1 protein-coding gene is annotated in these 22733 nt (G+C 43.4%); it reads left to right on the top strand.

The annotated features are described in order from the left end of the window. The first annotated feature begins 22 nt into the window (after positions 1-22). Entirely contained in the window at positions 23-22732 is a 22710-nt protein-coding gene (locus ACQK2H_RS10150) for a gliding motility-associated C-terminal domain-containing protein (protein ID WP_425391329.1), read from the top strand. Position 22733: the final 1 nt, after the last annotated feature.

The following is a 22733-nucleotide window of genomic DNA, read 5'->3' as shown; positions in this document are numbered from 1 at the left end:
ATTATACCTTAAAAGTGTATTTATGACCGAATCCATTTCAACTAATACCATGAATAGCTATCGGAATTCTATTTTATCATTCCTTTTACTTTTCACCACCGTTACACTACAGGCTCAGACTGAGAACTGTAGCAATGGTACAGACGATGATGGCGATGGTCTCATTGACTGTTACGACGGTGATTGCTCGACTGACGGGGCATGCGATGACTTCTTCTTTGGAAATCAGGTTATATGTGCTGACGACATTGACGTTACCACATTTGCCATTCGCCAACAGTGGACATCTGCAGATGAGACATCAACTAGCCATGCAACTCCTGCAATTGGAGACCTGGATGGAAATGGAATACCGGAAGTAGTAACAGTAAACAACAAAGGAACACTAGATCTTTTCGTGCTGAATGGTGCCACTGGTGCCACGATAGCTTCAGCAGATATTGGATTTACACCAGAAAATGCACCGATAGTTGCAGAGATTGATGGAGATGAAATTGGAGACATCATTGTTTCACAAAATAAAGGTGATGATGTTGCGCTTTATAATGTTGATTTTGCGACCGGAACATTAACTCAGAGATGGAGACAAAAGGCATCTGTTAACCAACCAATAGGTTTACCTGGTGTAGCTGACTTTGATGAAGACGGTGACGTTGAAATTTACTATAGAAACGAGGTGATGGACGCGCTTACCGGTAATGTAATCATTCCGGGTGATGGTAACTGGGAACAAGATTATGTGCATGGTACAATTGCGGTCGATATCTTCCCTTCCTCTTATTGTAGTGATTGTGCTGGACTTGAGCTTGTTTCAGGAAAAGAAATCTGGTCGATTAATGAAGCTGCAGGCACGAGAACACTTGTAGCAGATATGGATACAGTTATCCATTCAGATATTGATCCAAACTTAAACTACTATCCTAAATATTATCCAAGCTGGGATGATCAATGGTCTACAGTATCTGCTGCTGACTATAACCTGGATGGTAACATCGACCTAATCATCACCGGTGCTCTCGGAACAACCACCGAAAAATACAACGGGGAAACAACCATCTTTTTCTGGGATGTGGCTAACAGTAACGTAATCACTTATCACGACCCAACCAACAATTTCGTAAGAGGACCTGGTCGAGTAAATATTGGTGACGTGGATGGAGATGGTCAGCTCAATGCCAACTTCGTAATGGATCAAAAACTATACTCACTGGACGAAAACTTTAACGTCCACTGGATACACCCAATTAAAGAGGGATCATCAGGATTTACAGGATGTTCCCTTTTCGACTTTGATGGAGATGGTGCAGTGGAAGTGGTCTATCGAAGTGAGGAATCACTTTTGATTGTTGATGGAGTTGGTAATGGGGATAACACCACCAGTGAAAGAAGAGAAATTGCCTGTGTATCCAGAACGCAGGAGGAGTATCCTATAATTGCAGATGTAGATGGTGATGGAAGTAGTGAAATATGCTTGTCATGTTACTATAACAACTCCACTCCTTTCAGCCCATATAATAATACACAGTACTCTGCCATTCGTGTGTATGAGTCAGACGGTGAAGCATGGATGCCGGCTCGTGGAGTCTGGAATCAGCACGGTTATTACAACGTAAACATCAATGACGACTTAACAGTACCTGAGGAAGTACAGGATCATTCAGTGGTATTCTCAAATGGATTATGTGAATATGCTGATGGAACTCCAGTTCCTTTTCCGAGTAGACCACTTAATACTTTCTTAAATCAAGCACCAATTCTTAATGAAGAGGGTTGTGTTGAATTTGCCTCTCCTGATATTGATTTTGTGGGCATTCTGTCAGCAACTGATGCTGCATGTCCTGATGCTGAGATTACTGTAGAATTTGAAATTACCAATATTGGTGATGTAGATATTTCAGGTAATCTACCTGTTTCCTACTATGCCGGAGATCCAACTACCTCTAATTCAAATCTACTTGATACGGAAGTCACATTGCTGGAAGGCTTTGATGTAGGCGAAACCTTAACGATTACGCAAACCATTAGTGGAGTTGGTGGAGATTTTGAACTTTTCGTAGTTATAAATGATAATGGTGGAACCCCTCCGTTAACAGTTCCGCTTCCAACAGCCACTATTCCTGAATGTGAAACCGGAAATAATATTCAAAGTACACTTGTAGGTTTCCAGACATTTGATTTAACGGTTGAAAAGCTAAGCGATAACGAAAAATGTGACCCTACTAAACCAGATAACGGACAAGCAAGAGCTTACTACTTTGGTCCTACTCCTGGTGGAAATCAAAACATCTGGACAGAAAATTTTGAAGACAGATCGGGAGGTGACAAGTCAGACACTGACGAGACCGCATGGACTTCAGATGGCGGCAGTCAAACTCCGGACTTTTATGGAGTTACCTCTTATAATGGTTCCAACATGTTTGGAGCAACCAAAACAGGTACTAAAAATGATGAGGGTATTGTTACATGGACTTCACAGGAAATAGACATATCCGATTATACAGATATCAACATTTCACTTGATATTTTCGAAAATGGAAATCAAGAAGGATCCGGTCAGTGGAGAGACTTTGCCATTGCATACTATGAATTAAGAGATCAATCCAATACAGTGACTGAATCAGGAGTACTTAATAATGGTTCTCAATTTGATGATTTCACGTATGAAAAAGCATTTTTATCCAACCTAAATTCAGACGGAGTAGACTCATTACTTATTTTAAGAGTCGAAATCCACAACACAAGCTCTTCCGAGTCACATTACATTGACAATGTAACGGTAAATGGCACAGGCCCGGATATTACCAAAGAATTTACTGAACCTGATGGTTTTGTATTCAGATGGTACAATGATGACGATTATTCATCAATCCTTTATGAAGGAAGCCAATACCCGCAAATGGCTACAGGAACGTATGACGTGGTAGGGTACTATGGATTAACAGAATGTTACTCAGACACGGTAGAATTAACGATCGACCTGGTCAACACCCCTCAATTTAATGTTCATGTTTACGAAATAAGTCCATTAACGAATTGTAGCAATCCTGATGGTTCATTAGGGGCATTTGCATATACTTCGGAAAGTGGAGGAATTCCTCAAGACACACTGACTTCTGCTGATGGCTATGCACTCACATGGTTCATCCAATCTGAAGGTGTTACACCAATTGGTACAGGAAATACAATCCCCTCACTAGATGCGATTGGGTACACGGTCGAAGTTACCGAAGATCAATCCGGTTGTACTGTTTCTGAAAGTAGAACAGTTTCAACCACAGTCTCTAACCCTCCTAACCCAAGTGTATCTATAACTGATATTACGACTTGTGGTGGCACAGGCGAACTTTCAGCTAACGTTGGGGGAAATACATCAGATTACACCTTTGAGTGGTACGACGGACCTTCCATTAAACCTTCTGCGGATACTGTTGCAGTAACTTATACTGTTTCAGATCCGGGTGAGTACACAGTTAGAGCTATTCTAAACTCTTCCGGTTGTATATCAGATCCGGTTACTGTAACGTTGAATGACAACTCAACAGCACCAAATCCTGCCACAACTCTGGTTCAAAACAATACCTCTTGTGTAGCAGGAAATGGTATTATTAGCGCAGATGGTGATGGTGCAGGTACCGTTACCGGCTTTACTTTTGAGTGGTTCCTTGGCGCAAACACACTGCCTGCTAATGCACTACCAGGAACAGCTGCTCCTGGTGCATTCTTAGTAAATGATAATACATATGAACTGGGAGGACTCGAAGAAGGTACCTATACAGTTCGTGTGACTGATGACGCTACCAGTTGTTTTGAGACTCGAACAATTGATGTAACAGATACACCTGGATCCTTAACTGTTGATGCAGCGGCATTAGTTAAAAACGACATCAATAGTTGTGACCCTTCTGCTAGAGGCTCGATCGATGCATCAGGTGTTGTTCCAGGAGATGTCAATAATGTGTCCATCGGAAATATCAATAGTGACTTTGAGCAACCGGATATTTCTGAGGCTCCATACAATAAAAGTACGTTCAGCTTTGTACCACAAGACGAAGTGCCGGGCTGGTCTACAACTGCTTCAGACAATATCATGGAGCTTTGGAATGATGGGTTCCAGGGTGTTCCGGCATACTCAGGAGAGCAGTTTGCTGAGATTCTAGCAAACCAAATAGGTGCATTGTATTTTGACTTAAGTACAGTACCAAATTCGCTATTCTCATGGACGTTCGCCCACAGAGGTAGAGGTGGAACAGATAACATACGTGTAAGTATTGGAGCAGTAGGCTCTGAAGTGGCTCAAGGTGATTTTGCTACTGGAAACTCTAATTGGGCCGTTTACTCCGGAAATTATACTGTACCGACCGATCAGTTTGTTACACGATTCCAATTTGAAAGCCTTGATGCTGGTTCTGTTGGTAATTTTGTTGACTCAGTAACTTTTGTCCTTTTCCCGTATCGGTTTGAATTGTATGAAGGATCGACTGTCTCAGGTGCTGCAGATTATATCAATACTTCTGGTGAGTTTAATGATTTAGATGATGGAGACTATGTATTGGTAGTATATGATAACTTAACAGGGTGTGGTGCAGTTGAAATACCATTCACCATTGAAAGAGATCAGACGCAACCAACCATAGCCACTAGCATTACAGATGATAATAACTGTGATAATGATGCCGGTAGCGTAGATGTGACGGCTGATATGCCTAACCCAGCCTCAGAACCATCCTCATATACCTATGAGATTTTTGATGGACATTCATTTACGACACAAATTGGAGCCGATGAAACAATAGCAGATGGAACAGTTCCATTTACTTTCTCTAATCTGGCTCCAGGTGACTATCGAATTCGAGTAACGAATGATGATACACAGTGCACCAACTTCTCTGATATCGTAGTGGATGATGTAACTGTTACACCAACATTTACTGCAACACAAACAATCAATGACAATACTTCTTGTGATGCCGCTAATCCAAATGGATTCTTATCTGTGAGTATCCAGGGAGACGCAGAGTCTAATTACAACTTTACCTGGTATTCAGGTACTGATGCAACAGGAACTGTTTTAGCTGGTCCTACAGTAGGTGATAATGACTTAGGAAGTCTGGCTTCCGGTGATTACACCGTGGTTGCAGAGCACATTGCCACTGGTTGTGAAACCGTAGAGCTTACATTGAATGTGGATGACGATCCATACATTCCAAACATTGTCATTACGCAAGATGCCGCACAAACAGATTGTGGTACTGGTAATGGAGAGCTAAGTGCTTATATCGATAATGATCCGGATCTTCCGGATGGAACACAAACAACTACTGGATTTACCTTCCAGTGGCAACTTGATGGTGTTGATCTTGTTGATGGAGTTGCTGCTGCTAATGGATCTGTTCCAAGTGGATCACAGACAGCCAATGTATCAGGTCTTATTGCTGATGAGTATACGCTTGTTGTGACTCATGATAACACTGATTGTCCAGCTACTGAATCGTTTACACTGACGGAAAACCAGACCATACCTACCCTATCACTTATTAGCACTCAGGATAATGCTGGATGCGATCCTTCATCAAATAATGGTGAAATTCTGGTAAGCGCTTCTCCAGCAGGAACGTATGACTTTGACTACTTCTACTCCAATGGCACACAAGTGACCGATGGTGGTAATGTATCAGGTAGCAACACCAATAATCTGACGGGAATCACCGATGATACATATAAAGTGGTAGCTACTTCTACTCTAAGTTGCTCATCTGACACGTTGATTGTGGTTGTGGCTGCTAATCCAGCTACTATTACTGTGAATGGAAGCGTTACCAATCAAACGTCTTGTTCTCCTAGTACAGTAGATCCGAATGGTCAAATCACTGTTACTCCAAACACTAGCAGTGGTGAGCCGGCAGGAGGCTATGATATTCAGTGGTATTTCGGATCCGGAACTTCTAATACACTAGATGCCGGTGACTTAACCGATGGCGATGCATTAGCAAATGCATCAGCTTCTGGTGTATCCACATTAACTGTAGAGGGTCTTGAAGCCGGAACATATACGGTGGAAGTGACCAATACTGCTTCACAATGTTCCGAGACGGAAGAATTCACTGTAAATGATGCTTCTACTACCCCGACTTTCAATGATCCTGCGGTAGATGTTGCTGCGGTAGATATGACGGATTGTGCAGGTGGCACTAATTATCCAAATGGTGGTGTTACTGTTGACTTATCAGCTATTACGGGATCGGGCAACTACTCTGTAAACTATTACTATGGCGGATCAGCATTGCCTGCTAATCAATTAACAGTAGATGGCTCAACGAATATCTTTGCTGAAAAAGGAACTGCCGGAACTGCAGTTATCAGTATCTCTGAAACAACCGATAACACCACTTCAGCTTCTATTACCGGTATCGACCCTGGCGACTATACGGTTGAAGTAATCGATAACGGAACAGGGTGTACTACCGCTGAGGTAACAGTGACAGTTGCTGCTGTACCAAACGTAATTTCTGTGAATGGTAATATTGACTCTCACCAGACTACTTGTGTACCAAGTACTGTAAATCCTAATGGTGAAATAACAGTAACTCCAACAACAGCTGGTGGCGAACCAGCTGGCGGATACGATATCCAATGGTATTTTGGTTCAGGCACATCAAATACTCTTGACAATACAGACCTCACGGATGGAGATGCACTAGGAACAACGGCATCTGCATCAGGAGTAACCAATCTTACCACTACCGGTCTTGAAGCGGGTACATACACGGTTCAAGTGACCAATGTGGATACAAGGTGCTCTGTAACTGAAGAGTTTACTATTGACGATGACTCAACAGATCCGACTTTTGCAGCTCCGGCTACTGATGTCTCGGCTGTGAACATGACAGATTGCTCTGGTGGTGACAACTATCCAAACGGAGGAGTAACTGTTGACTTATCAGCAATTACAGGGTCAGGCAACTATACTGTGAATTATTTCTATGGTGGTTCTGCACTTCCTGCCAACCAACTAGATGTATCTGGTGCAACTGACATCTTTACTGAAAAAGGTACGGGTGGAACTGCAAATGCCAACATCGCTGAAACCACCGACAAAATGAATACTGCCTCTGTCTCAGGATTGGATCCAGGAGATTATACAGTGGTAGTAATAGATGACGGAACCGGATGTGCTACTGCTGAAGTAACAGTGACAGTAAATGCTGCTCCTGCTGTTATCTCCGCAAATGGAAACATTGATTCTCATCAAACGACTTGTGTACCAAGTACTGTAGACCCTAATGGACAAATCACCGTTACCCCTACTACGGCTGGTGGTGAGCCTGCAGGAGGATACGATATCCAATGGTATTTCGGATCAGGTACTTCCAACACTCTCGATGCTGGTGACCTTACTGATGCTGATGCTCTTGCCGGTACTTCCGCAACAGGAGCAACTACACTTACCGTGCAAGGACTGGAAGCAGGTACTTACACTGTGCAGATCACTAATGATGATACCAAATGCCCTATCACTGAAGAGTTTACCATCAATGATAATTCCACTACTCCTACTTTCAATGACCCTGCAGTAGATGTTGCTGCTGTGGATATGACAGATTGTGCTGGTGGTGACAACTATCCAAATGGCGGCATTACAATCGACCTTTCAGCGATCACTGGTTCAGGAACATACTCTGTCAACTACTACTATGGCGGTGCGGCTCTGCCTGCAAACCAATTAACAGTAGATGGTTCTACTAACATTTTCACTGAAAAAGGTATCGCTGGTACCGCAGTAATTGATATTACCGAAACAACCAACAACACCACTTCAGCTTCTGTTACAGGGCTTAATCCTGGTGATTATACCATCGAAGTAATCGACAGTGGTACAGGATGTGCTACTGCTGAAGTAACAGTGACAGTAAATGCTGCTCCTGCTGTTATCTCCGCAAATGGAAACATTGATTCTCATCAAACGACTTGTGTACCAAGTACTGTAGACCCTAATGGACAAATCACCGTTACCCCTACTACGGCTGGTGGTGAGCCTGCAGGAGGATACGATATCCAATGGTATTTCGGATCAGGTACTTCCAACACTCTCGATGCTGGTGACCTTACTGATGCTGATGCTCTTGCCGGTACTTCCGCAACAGGAGCAACTACACTTACCGTGCAAGGACTGGAAGCAGGTACTTACACTGTACAGATCACTAATGATGATACCAAATGCCCTATCACTGAAGAGTTTACCATCAATGATAATTCCACTACTCCTACTTTCAATGACCCTGCAGTAGATGTTGCTGCTGTGGATATGACAGATTGTGCAGGTGGTGACAACTATCCAAATGGCGGCATTACAATCGACCTTTCAGCGATCACTGGTTCAGGAACATACTCTGTCAACTACTACTATGGCGGTGCGGCTCTGCCTGCAAACCAATTAACAGTAGATGGTTCTACTAACATTTTCACTGAAAAAGGTATCGCTGGTACCGCAGTAATTGATATTACCGAAACAACCAACAACACCACTTCAGCTTCTGTTACAGGGCTTAATCCTGGTGATTATACCATCGAAGTAATCGACAGTGGTACAGGATGTGCTACTGCTGAAGTAACAGTGACAGTAAATGCTGATCCTGCTGTTATCTCCGCAAATGGAAACATTGATTCTCATCAAACGACTTGTGTGCCTAGCACCGTAGACCCTAATGGACAAATCACCGTTACCCCTACAACAGCTGGAGGTGAGCCTGCAGGAGGATACGATATCCAATGGTTCTTCGGCTCTGGTACTTCCAACACTCTCGATGCTGGTGACCTTACTGATGCTGATGCTCTCGCTGGAACCTCTGCTACTGGAGTGACGACTCTTACCGTGCAAGGACTCGAAGCAGGTACTTACACTGTGCAGATCACTAATGATGATACCAAATGCCCTATCACTGAAGAGTTTACCATCAATGATAATTCCACTACTCCTACTTTTAATGACCCTGCAGTAGATGTTGCTGCTGTGGATATGACAGATTGTGCAGGTGGTGACAACTATCCAAATGGCGGCATTACAATCGACCTTTCAGCGATCACTGGTTCAGGAACATACTCTGTAAACTATTACTATGGTGGTGCGGCTCTGCCTGCAAACCAATTAACAGTAGATGGTTCTACTAACATTTTCACTGAAAAAGGTATCGCTGGTACCGCAGTAATTGATATTACCGAAACAACCAACAACACCACTTCAGCTTCTGTTACAGGGCTTAATCCTGGTGATTATACCATCGAAGTAATCGACAGTGGTACAGGATGTGCTACTGCTGAAGTAACAGTGACAGTAAATGCTGATCCTGCTGTTATCTCCGCAAATGGAAACATTGATTCTCATCAAACGACTTGTGTACCAAGTACTGTAGACCCTAATGGACAAATCACCGTTACCCCTACTACGGTTGGTGGTGAGCCTGCAGGAGGATACGATATCCAATGGTTCTTCGGATCAGGTACTTCCAACACTCTCGATGCTGGTGACCTTACTGATGCTGATGCTCTCGCTGGAACCTCTGCTACTGGAGTGACGACTCTTACCGTGCAAGGACTCGAAGCAGGTACTTACACTGTGCAGATCACTAATGATGATACCAAATGCCCTATCACTGAAGAGTTTACCATCAATGATAATTCCACTACTCCTACTTTCAATGACCCTGCAGTAGATGTTGCTGCTGTGGATATGACAGATTGTGCAGGTGGTGACAACTATCCAAATGGCGGCATTACAATCGACCTTTCAGCGATCACTGGTTCAGGAACATACTCTGTCAACTACTACTATGGCGGTGCGGCTCTGCCTGCAAACCAATTAACAGTAGATGGTTCTACTAACATTTTCACTGAAAAAGGTATCGCTGGTACCGCAGTAATTGATATTACCGAAACAACCAACAACACCACTTCAGCTTCTGTTACAGGACTTAATCCTGGTGATTATACCATCGAAGTAATCGACAGTGGTACAGGATGTGCTACTGCTGAAGTAACAGTGACAGTAAATGCTGATCCTGCTGTTATCTCCGCAAATGGAAACATTGATTCTCATCAAACGACTTGTGTACCAAGTACTGTAGACCCTAATGGACAAATCACCGTTACCCCTACTACGGTTGGTGGTGAGCCTGCAGGAGGATACGATATCCAATGGTTCTTCGGATCAGGTACTTCCAACACTCTCGATGCTGGTGACCTTACTGATGCTGATGCTCTCGCTGGAACCTCTGCTACTGGAGTGACGACTCTTACCGTGCAAGGACTCGAAGCAGGTACTTACACTGTGCAGATCACTAATGATGATACCAAATGCCCTATCACTGAAGAGTTTACCATCAATGATAATTCCACTACTCCTACTTTCAATGACCCTGCAGTAGATGTTGCTGCTGTGGATATGACAGATTGTGCAGGTGGTGACAACTATCCAAATGGCGGCATTACAATCGACCTTTCAGCGATCACTGGTTCAGGAACATACTCTGTCAACTACTACTATGGCGGTGCGGCTCTGCCTGCAAACCAATTAACAGTAGATGGTTCTACTAACATTTTCACTGAAAAAGGTATCGCTGGTACCGCAGTAATTGATATTACCGAAACAACCAACAACACCACTTCAGCTTCTGTTACAGGGCTTAATCCTGGTGATTATACCATCGAAGTAATCGACAGTGGTACAGGATGTGCTACTGCTGAAGTAACAGTGACAGTAAATGCTGATCCTGCTGTTATCTCCGCAAATGGAAACATTGATTCTCATCAAACGACTTGTGTACCAAGTACTGTAGACCCTAATGGACAAATCACCGTTACCCCTACTACGGCTGGTGGTGAGCCTGCAGGAGGATACAATATCCAATGGTATTTCGGATCAGGTACTTCCAACACTCTCGATGCTGGTGACCTTACTGATGCTGATGCTCTTGCTGGAACCTCTGCTACTGGAGTGACGACTCTTACCGTGCAAGGACTGGAAGCAGGTACTTACACTGTGCAGATTACTAATGATGATACCAAATGCCCTATCACTGAAGAATTTACCATAAATGATAATTCCACTACTCCTACTTTCAATGACCCTGCAGTAGATGTTGCTGCTGTGGATATGACAGATTGTGCAGGTGGCGATAATTATCCAAATGGTGGGGTAACTGTTGACTTATCTGCCATTACTGGTTCTGGTAATTATACAGTTAACTACTTCTACGGAAGCTCAGCTAATCCTGCCAATCAATTAACAGTAGATGGTTCAACTAACATCTTTGCTGAAAAAGGAACTGCTGGAACTGCTAACATCAGTATATCTGAAACAACTGACAACACATCTTCGGCCTCTATTACCGGTATCGATCCAGGTAACTATACTGTTGAGGTAATCGATAATGGTACAGGGTGTACAACAGCTGAAGTAACGGTTAGTGTAGTTGCCAACCCTAACGATTTTTCCGCTGATATCAATGCTAGTGTCACAAATGAACAATCATCATGTGATTCAGGCAATCCAATAGGTCAAATTGAAGTAGATGTTCTAGGAGCCACTACAGGTTATACATTCCAGTTATATCCAGGACAACAAAATTCAACCGGAGAAATAACCTCTAATAAAACGACAACTGCGACAGAAGTAACATTCAATAATCTGGCCGCTGGTACATATACTATGAAGGTTACCAACTCATCGACCAATTGCTTCTATTCTGAAGAGTTGACTATTGTAACTTCAACTACCAATCCTGTGATTGGGTCAGCTGCTGAAACTTCATCAAATACCAGTTGTAATAATCCGACAGGTGAAATTACTGTTACAGCGAATAATAATGGTAGTGTACAACCTTTAGATGGTGCAGATGGCTATACGTTTGAATTATATGAAGGTACTACTATTGATGCTGGCGAAACTCCTACAACCATTAATGAAAATGACGGAGATGCAGTTTTTGGAAATTTGTCGGAAGGAAACTACGTAATTAGAGCCATAGACAACAATACTGGTTGTTTTGTAGAAACTGGTGCCGTAGTTGTTACCTATACAGGCCCTACTGCAACTTTTGACGAATCATCATTTACCAAAGTAAATATTTCAGATTGTTTTGATGATGATGGAGAGATCAATGTAAGCGCTGGTACAACAATTGGTGGCGCTCATACTGGAGATATAGTAATCACCTGGTATGCAGGAACAGATACGTCAGCAGCTACAGGTCAGCTTGTAGAAGACTTCTTTGAGGATGGTTTTACAGCTTCTGAAGTTACGATGAATCCGGTTAGTGTAAGTGGTGTAACAATCCAAAATGGTGAATTAATTGGACTGCCAGCAATAAGTTATACCGGCGTAGCTAGATTAGATAATGGATGTATAGAGGTGTTCAGTACGTCATTGACGTTTGGTGCTGCACCTGATGTAAGTTTAGCAATAGATAGGCAACCTACAAGATGTGAAGCAACCTATAATGGAGCGATATCTATTACATTAGATGCAGAGGTTGGAAATAATCCTGCCCAGTATAGGTACTTCATTTATGAAGGTGATCGTACAATCGTCCCAGATACTGATGGAACTCCTTGGAATCCTAATCTTTCTGATCCAACATATGCCCCTGTTTTGACCTCAGGATCCTTTAGTGATACTGATGACGGGGATATTGAAACCTTAAATGAATTGTCTATTGGCCATTCTGCGCTTGGAGAACTTGAGGCCGGCCTTTATACTGTTGCCATCGAATTTTTTGACGGAGGTCTAGGCGATAGATGTCCTGTGTACGTAGGTACAATTACATTAGATGAACCACCAGTTTCAACCTTGACCTTGGATTTGGCTAATACATCAAATAATACAATTTGTGATGTGTCAGGCGTATTGGATTATAATGGAGTTATTGAAGTTGATGCCAGCAATCCAGCGGGTGGTACTTTTGATTTTGTTTGGTATTATGATTCTGATGGAGATGGTGATTTTACTTCTGGTCAAACTTTAATAGATGCCGACGGTGCTGATGAAGCGGGCGCTGGATCAAATGTGGTAGGTTTTGAAACATTGGATGCAAATACAGCAATAATTTCTGGTCTTGGTGCGGGATGGTATCGTGTAATTGCAAATAATGATAATGCTGGTGCCGGAACAGATTGTCCCGATACACTTGACATTCAGCTATTTGATGAATTGACCACCTATTCTGTGGGTAACAGTTCAGGTGTCGATTGGAACAAAACCAATCAGGTAGATTGTAATGGTTTTGGATCATTTAGTCTAGAGCGAATTTTACAAAATGGTTCTGTGAATGTGAATTCGGATACACAAGCTGAAATAATCGCTGACTTTACACTTAGTTGGACCAATGTAACTACATCTAGTGTCTATAACCCTAATGTGAATGAAGCTTCAGGTAATGATCTTACTGCCGGCGATTATGAAATAGAAATAGTAAACGATGCAACTGGTTGTTCAACAACCTATAATTTCACAATCCAGGATAATACTGTAGATCCAATTGTTAGCCTATCTGCAAAAACGGCTGACACTTACTGTGACGGCACAAACAATACAGGTGACGGATCAATCACTATTGAAATTGATGATGAAGGTGTGACTACTAATTTGGCCGACTTTTCAGTTGAATGGTACAGAGGTACATATACTACTGCTCCTGGTACCGGTGATGATGACTTCATCGCGGATGACGCGGATGCGGATGATACTAACTCCGGTAATACTAATGCCGGATCTGCTCTCGTGAACGGTAACATCCTTTCACTTGATGGACTTGAAAATGGCACCTATACCGTATTCATTACCAAAGACAATGGAAATACTAGCGCAACTGATAATCAAGGTTGTTCAACCTTTGCAACATTTACTATCAACAGTGATCAACCGGTACTTACTGTAAGTGCTACTTCTGGAATCACTGTAGTGGATAATGATAACTGTACACCTGAAAATGGTTCCATTACCATCGATGAAATCATCGTGGATGGAACTCCGGTGGCGCTGGATAACACCAGCCCGTACACCATCAACTGGACTGCTACAGGTACTGGTAATGTGGTCACTTCCGGAGCAGGTGCTATCGCTAACGACAGGCTTGAAGATGTCGGCGCTGGAACTTACTCTTTCAATATCTCACACAATACTACTGGTTGTGCTACAGGCACAATCGATGTAGTCGTTGACGATATACAAGTAGATCCGGTAATCAGCTTGAATACAAAAGCTGCTGATACTTATTGTGACGGTACTAACAACACCGGCGATGGTTCTATTACCATCAATATCACTGAGGATGGTGGCTCAGCAATCACGCTAGCAGATTACTCCATCGAATGGTACAGAGGTACATACACTACTGCACCTGGTACCGGTGATGATGACTTCATCGCGGATGATGCGGATGCGGATGATACTAACTCCGGTAATACTAATGCCGGATCTGCTCTCGTGAATGGTAACATCCTTTCGCTTGATGGTCTTGAAAATGGTACATACACCGTATTCATTACCAAAGACAATGGCGATGTTTCCGGAAATGGAAACGAAGGGTGTGATGCGTTTGCAACATTTACTATCAACAGTGATCAACCGGTACTTACTGTAAGTGCTACTTCTGGAATCACTGTAGTGGATAATGATAACTGTACACCTGAAAATGGTTCCATTACCATCGATGAAATCATCGTGGATGGAACTCCGGTGGCGCTGGATAACACCAGCCCGTACACCATCAACTGGACTGCTGCAGGTACTGGTAATGTGGTGACTTCCGGAGCAGGTGCTATCGCTAACGACAGGCTTGAAGATGTCGGCGCTGGAACTTACTCTTTCAATATCTCTCACAATACTACTGGTTGTGTTACAGGCACAATCGATGTAGTCGTTGACGATATACAAGTAGACCCGGTAATCAGCTTGAATACAAAAGCTGCTGATACCTACTGTGACGGTACTAACAACACCGGCGATGGTTCTATTACCATCAACATCACCGAGGATGGTGGCTCAGCAATCACGCTAGCAGATTACTCCATCGAGTGGTACAGAGGTACATACACTACCGCTCCTGGTACCGGTGATAATGATTTCATCGCCGATGATGCGGATGCGGATGATACTAACTCCGGTAATGCTAACGCAGGATCTGCTCTCGTGAACGGTAACATCCTTTCGCTTGATGGACTTGAAAATGGTACATACACCGTATTCATTACCAAAGACAATGGCGATGCTTCCGGAAATGGAAACGAAGGATGTGATGCGTTTGCAACATTTACTATCAACAGTGATCAACCGGTACTTACTGTAAGTGCTACTTCTGGAATCACTGTAGTGGATAATGATAACTGTACACCTGAAAATGGTTCCATTACCATCGATGAAATCATCGTGGATGGAACTCCGGTGGCCCTGGATAACACCAGCCCGTACACCATCAACTGGACTGCTACAGGTACTGGTAATGTGGTCACTTCCGGAGCAGGTGCTATCGCTAACGACAGACTTGAAGATGTCGGCGCTGGAACTTACTCTTTCAATATCTCTCACAATACTACTGGCTGTGCTACAGGCACAATCGATGTAGTCGTTGACGATATTCAAGTAGATCCGGTAATCAGCTTGAATACAAAAGCTGCTGATACTTATTGTGACGGTACTAACAACACCGGCGATGGTTCTATTACCATCAACATCACCGAGGATGGTGGCTCAGCAATCACGCTAGCAGATTACTCCATCGAATGGTACAGAGGTACATACACTACTGCACCTGGTACCGGTGATAATGATTTCATCGCCGATGATGCGGATGCGGATGATACTAACTCCGGCAATGCTAACGCAGGATCTGCTCTCGTGAACGGTAACATCCTTTCGCTTGATGGACTTGAAAATGGTACATACACCGTATTCATTACCAAAGACAATGGCGATGCTTCCGGAAATGGAAACGAAGGATGTGATGCGTTTGCAACATTTACTATCAACAGTGATCAACCGGTACTTACTGTAAGTGCTACTTCTGGAATCACTGTAGTGGATAATGATAACTGTACACCTGAAAATGGTTCCATTACCATCGATGAAATCATCGTGGATGGAACTCCGGTGGCCCTGGATAACACCAGCCCGTACACCATCAACTGGACTGCTACAGGTACTGGTAATGTGGTCACCTCCGGAGCAGGTGCTATCGCTAACGACAGGCTTGAAGATGTCGGCGCTGGAACTTACTCTTTCAATATCTCTCACAATACTACTGGCTGTGTTACAGGCACAATTGATGTAGTCGTTGACGATATACAAGTAGATCCGGTAATCAGCTTGAATACAAAAGCTGCTGATACTTATTGTGACGGTACTAACAACACCGGCGATGGTTCTATTACCATCAACATCACTGAGGATGGTGGCTCAGCAATCACGCTAGCAGATTACTCCATCGAATGGTACAGAGGTACATACACTACTGCACCTGGTACCGGTGATAATGATTTCATCGCCGATGATGCGGATGCAGATGATACTAACTCCGGCAATGCTAACGCAGGATCTGCTCTCGTGAACGGTAACATCCTTTCGCTTGATGGACTTGAAAATGGTACATACACCGTATTCATTACCAAAGACAATGGCGATGCTTCCGGAAATGGAAACGAAGGATGTGATGCGTTTGCAACATTTACTATCAACAGTGATCAACCGGTACTTACTGTAAGTGCTACTTCTGGAATCACTGTAGTGGATAATGATAACTGTACACCTGAAAATGGTTCCATTACCATCGATGAAATCATCGTGGATGGAACTCCGGTGGCCCTGGATAACACCAGCCCGTACACCATCAACTGGACTGCTACAGGTACTGGTAATGTGGTCACCTCCGGAGCAGGTGCTATCGCTAACGACAGACTTGAAGATGTCGGCGCTGGAACTTACTCTTTCAATATCTCACACAATACTACTGGCTGTGCTACAGGCACAATCGATGTAGTCGTTGACGATATACAAGTAGATCCGGTAATCAGCTTGAATACAAAAGCTGCTGATACTTATTGTGACGGTACTAACAACACCGGCGATGGTTCTATTACCATCAACATCACCGAGGATGGTGGCTCAGCAATCACGCTAGCAGATTACTCCATCGAATGGTACAGAGGTACATACACTACTGCACCTGGTACCGGTGATAATGATTTCATCGCCGATGATGCGGATGCAGATGATACTAACTCCGGCAATGCTAACGCAGGATCTGCTCTCGTGAACGGTAACATCCTTTCGCTTGATGGACTTGAAAATGGTACATACACCGTATTTATTACCAAAGACAATGGCGATGCTTCCGGAAATGGAAACGAAGGATGTGATGCGTTTGCAACATTTACTATCAACAGTGATCAACCGGTACTTACTGTAAGTGCTACTTCTGGAATCACTGTAGTGGATAATGATAACTGTACACCTGAAAATGGTTCCATTACCATCGATGAAATCATCGTGGATGGAACTCCGGTGGCCCTGGATAACACCAGCCCGTACACCATCAACTGGACTGCTACAGGTACTGGTAATGTGGTCACTTCCGGAGCAGGTGCTATCGCTAACGACAGGCTTGAAGATGTCGGCGCTGGAACTTACTCTTTCAATATCTCACACAATACTACTGGCTGTGTTACAGGCACAATTGATGTAGTCGTTGACGATATACAAGTAGATCCGGTAATCAGCTTGAATACAAAAGCTGCTGATACTTATTGTGACGGTACTAACAACACCGGCGATGGTTCTATTACCATCAACATCACTGAGGATGGTGGCTCAGCAATCACGCTAGCAGATTACTCCATCGAGTGGTACAGAGGTACATACACTACCGCTCCTGGTACTGGTGATAATGATTTCATCGCCGATGATGCGGATGCAGATGATACTAACTCCGGCAATGCTAACGCAGGATCTGCTCTCGTGAACGGTAACATCCTTTCGCTTGATGGACTTGAAAATGGTACATACACCGTATTCATTACCAAAGACAATGGCGATGCTTCCGGAAATGGAAACGAAGGATGTGATGCGTTTGCAACATTTACTATCAACAGTGATCAACCGGTACTTACTGTAAGTGCTACTTCTGGAATCACTGTAGTGGATAATGATAACTGTACACCTGAAAATGGTTCCATTACCATCGATGAAATCATCGTGGATGGAACTCCGGTGGCCCTGGATAACACCAGCCCGTACACCATCAACTGGACTGCTACAGGTACTGGTAATGTGGTCACTTCCGGAGCAGGTGCTATCGCTAACGACAGGCTTGAAGATGTCGGCGCTGGAACTTACTCTTTCAATATCTCACACAATACTACTGGCTGTGTTACAGGCACAATTGATGTAGTCGTTGACGATATACAAGTAGATCCGGTAATCAGCTTGAATACAAAAGCTGCTGATACTTATTGTGACGGTACTAACAACACCGGCGATGGTTCTATTACCATCAACATCACTGAGGATGGTGGCTCAGCAATCACGCTAGCAGATTACTCCATCGAGTGGTACAGAGGTACATACACTACCGCTCCTGGTACTGGTGATAATGATTTCATCGCCGATGATGCGGATGCGGATGATACTAACTCCGGCAATGCTAACGCAGGATCTGCTCTCGTGAATGGTAACATCCTTTCACTTGATGGACTTGAAAATGGTACATACACCGTATTCATTACCAAAGACAATGGCGATGCTTCCGGAAACGGAAACGAAGGATGTGATGCCTTCGCTACTTTCACTATCAACAGCGATGAGACTTTAATAACAGTGGATATCGACGCGGGAGTTGATGTTGTGAACAACGACAACTGTTCACCTGCAAATGGATCGATCACAATCAATCAGGTAATTGTTGATGGTGGTGCTCCTACTACCCTGACCGGTGCTAGCCCCTATGTAATCACATGGACTAACTCTGGCTCTGGAACAGTTGGCACATCTACTGGTGGATTAACTGACAATCAATTAACAGGATTAAGTGCAGGTACTTATTCATTTACCATCGCACAAACGGCAGCAACTGGCGGTTGTTCCACAGGTACAATCAATGTGGTGGTAGAAGATACACAAGTAGATCCAGTGATTACATTGAATACCAGCTCTGATGACACTTATTGTGATACTTCAGATAATAATGGTACTGGTGCAATCACCATCAATATCACGGAAGATGGAGATCAAGCTGTTGACATTACCGATGGGGATTACTCTGTTGAGTGGTACAGAGGTACGTTCACAACCGCTCCTGGTCTTGCAAGTCCAAACTTCTTACATGATGATCTCGGAAGCGCAAGTGGAGCTAACGTAGGATCTGCAGCCATTGGAACTGATATCCGATCGCTTACAGGGCTGGAAACCGGGAATTATACGGTATTCATCAATAAGAACAATGGTAATGCTTCCGGAAATGGTAATGAAGGATGTGATGCTTTTGCTACATTCACCATTGGTAGCTCTACTGTGACCCCTACCCTAAACGTTTCAGATATCCAGGCTCGAACACTACCTGATACTTTATGTACAGGAAATAGCGGTAGAATTGTGATTAATGACGCTGATATTGATGGTGTGCTTGACGATTACGATATTGTAATCAGGCAAGGATCTGCAACAGGTACAGATGTAACTGGATCTCCTTTCAATGGAAACGGCTCTCCTTCGATTACAATAAACAGTTTAGCTGCTGACGATTATTTCATCATTGCTACTGACAATACCACGGGCTGTGCAGCTGCAACTGCAATCGTCAATGTGAAGGATTCTGTAAGAAACCCACAAGTGGCATTGGTGAGCATGACTTCAGATCAAGATTGTGGCACTAGTGCATCGGTCGGTGGATTGGAAGTGTTGGTAGATGGCAAATACAATGATGCGAACGCCGGACCGATTACGTTCCTATGGGAAATTGCCGGTGGTGGAGCTATTGGTGGTGGTGTCACAACCAATCAGGCAGCATTATCAGGAGTTTCCGCTGGAAACTATCAGGTGACGGTGACGAACACCAACACCGATTGCTCAAGAACTCGAACTTATACGATTACTTCAGAGCAGGTACTGCCAAGTATCTCACGAATCAACGTAGTTGACAATATCGTTTGTGATGATGATAATGATGGCAACCCGGTTGATGCAGGATCTTTTGCTGTGACAGAAGTAACCTTTGATGGAAACACATTCGATACCGTGGCAATGGGAAGTAATTATCAGTTGGAAGTATTTGCGCTACCTGGATCTACTCCTGTCACTGACAATGATGCTTCTACTCCTTATTTGTTTGAGCAACTTGCTAGCGGGGATTATCGTGCCGTGATTACTAGATTGGATTCTGACTGTGATTCTGAAGGTTTAGAATTCACTATAGAAGATGTGGTGACCAGACCGATTGTTAAAATAGCATTACAAGTTTCAGATTCAACATGCAGCGGCGGTGGTACACCGAATGGTACGCTTAGAGCTACTGCAACTGTAGGAACAACAAGCGGAATAGATGATTCAGATGCCGATTATACCTTCCAGTGGTACTTAGGTTCCGGTACAGGAACACCACTTGCTAACGGTGTTGATCCGGGTAATGGATCTACTCCGAATGGAGTAGCAACTTCCGACCTATCCGGAATGGCTGCTGATACTTATACAGTTGAGGTAACCAGGCTATCTACTGGATGCGTAACTACTGAGGAATTTGAGTTACCTAATGTTCCAACAAATGTTGAAATATTAACAGCAACTGCAACAGATGCAACAACGTGTGCTCCTGGTGACGGGGTGATCACAATAACATCAGTGAATAGAGATAATTTGACGGATTATACATTTGATTACTACGATGTAGATCCAACGTCTGGAAGCCCAACCCCAGTCTTCTCAGGAACTGGAGGAGCAGCATACACAACTGCAACAGCCGGAACGTATTGGATCATTGGAACAAACACATTAATCAATTGTACTACTCCTGCATTTGAAATAGAGGTTGGTGATGCAATAGTGCTACCTACCTTAACATTGGATGCGTTTGACTTCCAGACTAACTGTACGCCTGATAATCCTAATGGACGACTACTTGTACTAGCAAATGGTCAGCCTGAAAATGCCACATATGATTTCGAGTGGTACTATGGAACAGGAACAAGCAATCCACTAACCTCTGATGATTACACCGGAGGAGCTAATTTGGCAGGAGCAAATACAAATGAGGTGTCCGGATTAGCAGCAGGATTCTACACGGTAGAAGTGACAAACATTGCGACAGGATGTAGTATTTCAGAAACCTATGAGATGACGGATAAAATTCCGAATCCAATTGCAATATCGACTACTGCTTCTGCCAATACCAATTGTGTGAATCCTAATGGTAAAGTGGCAGCTTCAGTAATTACACCTGCACCGGGAAGATCAGTAAGTGATTACCAATTCTACTGGTTCGTAGGTAGTCTAGCAGCTGTGGGACCAAACCCTAACCCTGCAAATGCAGACTTCACCGGATCGTTGGTAGAGAATTTGGAAGACGGCAACTATGTAGTACTTGTAATAGACCAGGTAGATACACAGTGTCAGTCAAATGCAACACAAGTAATCATTGAAGATGGCACTGAAAGTCCTGAGTTTGAATTAACTACAGCACCAGTAACTGTATGTTTCGATCGAAAAGATGGATTTGCAACAGTGAGTGTACCAAATCTATCATCTGTAGATATTGCATGGTTTGATGATTCAAATATCGAGATTGGTGATAGGTTCTTCATCGACTCATTAGACGCTGGTATGTACTCTGTTCAATTGACAGATGTAATTACGGGATGTATTGCTACTGAAGTATTTGAAATACTCAACGAAGCAATTACTCCAAATGCGCCTTCTGTAATAGTCAACAATGGCAGAAACAATTGCTCAATTGCCAATGGTAGTGCAATTGCGAACGTAGATGGTGTTGCAAATAACTACCTGTTTGAATGGTTTGATCCGAGCGACATGAATACTCCATATGCAACTGGTTCTGAGGTATTCAACCTGGATTCAACCACTTACCTGGTACGAGCTACAAATATTTCTACCGGATGTGAATCTCCATTTACTTCTGTAGATATTCGATATGAAGTAGTGGATCCGGAATTTGAAGTACTTGCGACAAACTCCATTTGCTTGAGAACAGAAGATGGATCAACGAACCAGTTTACCGGTACAGCTATCATTAGTTTCGAAGAATTCCAGCTACCGACTGATTTTGAATGGAGAGATTCAAACGGAACATTGGTAGGAACAGATTCGCGATTGATTGACGCATACCCTGGAGATTATACGGTGACTTTTACTGCTGAAAACGGATGTACTTATAATGCATCCTTTACACTGGAAACCTCACTAACAATCTACAATGGCGTATCTGCGAATGCAGATGGTAAGAATGACTTCTTCCTAATCGACTGTATAGATTACTTCCCGGGTAATAACGTGAAGATTTACAACCGTGCAGGACAGAAAGTATTTGACCTTGACGGGTACAACAATACCTCTGAAAGGTTTGAAGGATTCAGTAATGTTGGAGGCGGAGGTCTTAAATTACCTCCTGGAACCTACTATTACATTGTTGATCTGGGTACAGGAGAGGATCCAATTCAAGGTTATTTAGAATTAGTTCGATAAT

The sequence above is a fragment of the Ekhidna sp. genome, from assembly GCF_965228795.1.
GTDB lineage: Bacteria > Bacteroidota > Bacteroidia > Cytophagales > Cyclobacteriaceae > Ekhidna.
Note: the sequence above shows the minus strand (reverse complement) of the source record. Positions and strands in the feature narration are given on the sequence as shown.

Bases quoted from the DNA above. Each gene is read 5' to 3' on its own strand.
- ACQK2H_RS10150 (WP_425391329.1), top strand. From the start codon at position 23: ATGACCGAATCCATTTCAACTAATACCATGAATAGCTATCGGAATTCT.